Origin of the sequence: Fusibacter tunisiensis (assembly GCF_016908355.1) — a bacterium.
Lineage (GTDB): Bacteria > Bacillota > Clostridia > Peptostreptococcales > Acidaminobacteraceae > Fusibacter_D > Fusibacter_D tunisiensis.
This window is the reverse complement of sequence record NZ_JAFBDT010000050.1, coordinates 1-4,459: the sequence shown is the minus strand read 5'-3', so window position 1 is coordinate 4,459 and position 4,459 is coordinate 1. Positions and strand designations below refer to the sequence as shown.

Here is a 4,459-nt window from a genome sequence, read left to right as displayed (position 1 = left end):
CTTTCACCCATTGGGTGAAAGAATGGTTTTGGCTTAACGATTATAAATACTTGCTTAAAGGGTTATATGAGTAGATTGCACGTAGAATCTAGGTAATATCCATATCAAAGGGGTGAGCAAACATGACTACAAACCAAATTAATTGCAGAAACTGTATTTACTATTATATAACCTGGGATCCTGTTAACCCAATGGGTTGTAGACTATTCGGTTTCAAATCTAAACGCATGCCATCTGAAGTTGTCAAGCAATCTTCAGGCGAACCCTGCAAAGGATTTAAACAAAAACCCCCAAAATAGACGTTTACATACGCTTATTTTGGGGGCGCTTAATTTTATTATGCCTGTGGCAATCTTAAATCATCTTTCTTAATGTAATTTTTCTTACGCATCCACTCACTAACACCAAGAGAAATCAAAGCGGGCAAAATAAAATGCATCCCTAAAATCAATATCAAAAATTTTGCAATTGACATTTGGTCTCCCATAGCAGCATAAGCGCCAAATTGACCGACCAAACCACTTGTCCCCATTCCAGCACCAATACTATTACTTTCCATTTTTAATAAAGTTGTACTAATTGGTCCTAAAATTCCACTGGCTACAATAGGCGGAATCCATATCTTAGGGTTTCTTATTATATTGGGAACTTGTAGCATAGACGTCCCAAGGCCCTGTGCAAGTGCGCCTCCGAAACCATTTTCCCTGTAACCGATTGTTGCAAATCCAATCATTTGACAGGCGCAACCTACAAGGGAAGCCCCAGCAGCAATCCCCGATAATCCAAGAGAAATTGCAAGCGCCGCACTGCTAATTGGAAGCGTCAAAACCATTCCCATAATAATTGCAATAACGATTCCCATTGGAATGGGTTGAAGTTCTGTTGCTGTATTGATTACTGCACCAAGTGCTTTCATAAAACTAGCGATAACAGGACTTAAAGTCAGGCCAACAAGCCCTCCCACAAGAATGGTCAAGGCAGGTACTAAAACAATATCCACCTTTGTTTTGCCTGAAATCAATTTAGAAAATTCTGCTGCTGCAAGGGCTGCAATAAAGGCACCCATTGGTTCACCAATCCCAATAACCATTTGGCCTGCTTCAGATATTTTAACACTTCCGGCACCAATAGCACCCGCAACCAAAGCTGCAAAAATCCCAAGTGGCGATGCCCCTACACTATAAGCCACAGCTGCACCAATAGCTGGACCCATCAATACTTGTGCAACGCCTCCAAATGTTACCATAACTTCGATTCCTGTTAAGTCACCAATCTGCTTCAATATCAAGCCAATAATTAAAGAAGCAAAAAGGCCAAGAGCCATCCCATTTAATGTTTTTGTCAAGTACTGTCTAATCTTCATATACCTTCCCTCACTCTTATTGAATTGTCATCTGTCTTGTCACTACAAGCCTTTTTAAAGAGGGTATAATACCCTCTCAAATTTATAAGATAAATCCTTTTGCTTTCAATTCGGTTAAAATTAGATTGAATAACTTTTCACTTGGCACTTCTATTGTATGAATATGAGCACCTTGTGTTAAAACCGACAAAGGACTTGCACCAACATTTTGGACTTTTTCAACGAATTGTTCAACATCTTCAACAGTTGAAATATGAAGCGATCCTACAATTTCTCCATAAATCGGATGTTCAACAATCACATCTATGATTTTACCACCATATTCTACAATAATCAACAATTCTTCTCTGAGCCGTTCAATTCCTTTGTGCTGGGATACAAATGTTTTAATAAGTTTTTTTGAACTGACATTTTTAGGTGTCATATACCCATTTGAAGTCGCTAGTATAGAAACTCCAGAAGCTCTGATAATGGCAATGTCTTGTACAATTACCTGTCTCGAGACACTAAAAAGATCTGCCAATTCAGTTCCTGTTATGGGTTTTTCATTGGCGTTCAAAACAGCCAATATTTTTTGACGTCTTTCTTCAGACACCATTTTAAACCTCCATGCAACATCTATACAAGTGATTTTATATTGGCATTTGATACTGATATATGTGCAATTAATGCTTCTTTAGTTGCGCTACTATCATGAATCTTAATGGCTTCCAATATTCTATGATGTTCTTCAAGGGCAACTTCCAATCTGCCTTCCATTTTCAATGAATTATTTCTTGAAGATTTTATGAAAAGTTGAAAATCATTTAATACACCTTCTAAATACCGACTTTTAGTCGCTTTATAAAGGGTTTCATGAAACTTTGTGTTAAGTTCGAAAATTCGATCAACATCATTTTTTTTAGTATAGAATTCCATTAAGTCATAAATTTCCTCAAGTTCTGAAATTTCTTCGTCTGAAATTCTTTCAGAAGCCCATTGACCAACCAGCCCTTCAATACAGAGCCTAATCATAAGAATATCCTCAATATCATCTTGGCTAATGCCTTTAACGACAACGCCTCTGTTGGGAATATTTTCAACTAAACCATCCAGTTCCAATTGTTTCAAAGCTTCCCGAACAGGTGTCCGACTGACGCCTAATTCATCTGCAAGCTTGATTTCTACAAGCTTGTCTCCTGTCACATAACGTCCATTTAAAATGTCTTCACGAATTTTATCAAATATCAAGGATGTTAAAGATTTATTTTCCTTTTTTTGGTCAAACAAGTCCATATTGCCTCCGCAGTTTCATATTCCCCTATATTCTATCAGATTTGAAATTAGTGTCAACAAATCACGTGTTTATCAAATCTTTTTTCGGTTTTTACTTAACATTTTATAGGAATAAGAGTAGAATAAGATATGGTTATTTAGCCCTATTTTATTAAGGAGAATCGTCTTGAAACAAAAATATTTTTTTATTGTCCTAACACTTCTTTTAACAAGTCTAGCTTTAAATTCAAATCCTTCTTATGCAGACTTTAACACGCTAAAGCCTACTGTATTGAATTTGACAGAATCTGGGAAATGGGGAGAAGGGTATGCTTTCCTTTTAGAAGATTATAAGGAAAACGGGTCCTTAAAAACATTAAGCGCTATTCTTGAAATAGAAAGCTATGTAGGGGATACAAGTTTGATGCTTGGTCATGCAATGACACTCTACGAAGAAAGCCTATTGGCGCGTGAACCGGTCGGTGAAATCCTAGGCACTTATTATTTAGGAATGGTTTATTATCATTTATATGATGATGAAAAGGCCAGCTCATACTTCAATCAATGTAAGGACTTATCGGAAAAATACGGCATTGAGTTAGGAAATAGTCTATCACACTACGGCCTTGGCCTAATTGAATATTCCTATGAAAATTACGAGCCGGCCCTTGCACATCTAGAAGCTGCCAAATCTGGTTTTGATGACTCTAAAATCATTTCAGATTGGACTCTCTATGCCGAATTTATTTCTTATAACGCATTTTTAATTGACTTCATAGATGTCTCTATTGAAAACATCAATACTATTGTTTCAACGTATCAGCATGAGAATTGGCCTATGCGTCTTAATACACTTTGGGATGCCGCCATATATTTAAATTCAAAGGGCTATCAAGATCAAGCTCTGCCTTTATTGGAAGAGGCTGCTGAATTATTGGAATCATCGGATTTTGGTATTTTATCAACTGATATAACGGCCTATTTAAATTTTGATTTAGCCTATACCTATTATACTCTAGGAGACTTTGAAAATGCCGCTAAACTTACTCTGGAAGACGCTTATGACTATAATGTAAAAGAAGATGTAAATCGAGTTGAATATCTTAATGAAACACTTCGATCACTTGAAACACGAGATCTCCGTGAAACTTCTGAAAGACAAGCCAATATAATAACTGCAATTGGGGTGTTTTTAGGAATAATAAGTGTTGGAACTCTAATTATCATCAAAGAGTATTTTAAAATTAAGAGACTCACACAAGAAGTACAAATCAAATCTATTACAGACGGACTAACGGGTTTGTACAACCGTACTGCCGTTATAGAAATGTTTGAAAACGATACACATCAAATTAAAGCCTTGGGCGTTGTCGATATAGATGACTTTAAAATGATTAATGATGTCTATGGTCATGCAACTGGAGATTGGGTCATAAAAGAGATTGCTTCTATCATCTCAAAGGCACTTGACGGTTTTGGATATGCAGGCCGTTATGGTGGTGAAGAATTTATTTTAGTAATCGAAAATTCCCACCCCTCTGATCCTGTAGAGCTTGCAGAAAATATACGCGAAACGATAGAAACCCATCAGTGGTCCTCAGATGATATCTTTATTCCAGTTACGGTAAGTATTGGAATCATCCGTAATAAAACGCATGAATTTGACGATGCCTTCAAAGTAGCAGACAAACTTTTATACGTCGCTAAAAACTCTGGCAAAAACAAGGTTGCGCATGTTGACCAATAAATAAAAAAAGCCTAATCGAAAATCGATTAGGCTTTACTTATAGTCTCAAACCGGCAACGTTCTACTCTCCCAGGCAGCTACCCGCCAAGTACCAT

At 36.8% G+C, this 4,459-nt stretch carries 4 protein-coding genes; 1 reads left to right on the top strand and 3 read right to left on the bottom strand.

Annotated elements, in window-relative coordinates; all coding sequences use genetic code 11:
- Positions 1-337: 337 nt before the first annotated feature.
- The 3 genes from JOC49_RS12865 to JOC49_RS12855 form a co-directional block, all read right to left on the bottom strand.
- Positions 338-1,363, bottom strand: a complete 1,026-nt coding sequence (locus tag JOC49_RS12865; protein WP_204665443.1) for a PTS transporter subunit IIC — start codon at positions 1,361-1,363, stop codon at positions 338-340.
- A gap of 82 nt (positions 1,364-1,445) precedes the next feature.
- Positions 1,446-1,961 carry a transcription repressor NadR gene (locus tag JOC49_RS12860; protein ID WP_204665442.1) on the bottom strand — a complete coding sequence of 172 codons (516 nt, stop codon included), beginning with the start codon at positions 1,959-1,961 and terminating at the stop codon, positions 1,446-1,448.
- Between the two features lie 20 nt (positions 1,962-1,981).
- Complete coding sequence (locus JOC49_RS12855; RefSeq protein ID WP_204665441.1) at positions 1,982-2,638, bottom strand: GntR family transcriptional regulator; 657 nt, start codon at positions 2,636-2,638, stop codon at positions 1,982-1,984.
- A gap of 166 nt (positions 2,639-2,804) precedes the next feature.
- Here JOC49_RS12855 and JOC49_RS12850 point away from each other — a divergent pair, with 166 nt between their 5' ends.
- On the top strand, positions 2,805-4,364 hold the full coding sequence (locus JOC49_RS12850) for a tetratricopeptide repeat-containing diguanylate cyclase (protein WP_204665440.1): 1,560 nt from the start codon (positions 2,805-2,807) through the stop codon (positions 4,362-4,364).
- Positions 4,365-4,459: the final 95 nt, after the last annotated feature.

Bases quoted from the DNA above. Each gene is read 5' to 3' on its own strand.
- JOC49_RS12865 (WP_204665443.1), bottom strand. From the start codon at position 1,363: ATGAAGATTAGACAGTACTTGACAAAAACATTAAATGGGATGGCTCTT.
- JOC49_RS12860 (WP_204665442.1), bottom strand. From the start codon at position 1,961: ATGGTGTCTGAAGAAAGACGTCAAAAAATATTGGCTGTTTTGAACGCC.
- JOC49_RS12855 (WP_204665441.1), bottom strand. From the start codon at position 2,638: ATGGACTTGTTTGACCAAAAAAAGGAAAATAAATCTTTAACATCCTTG.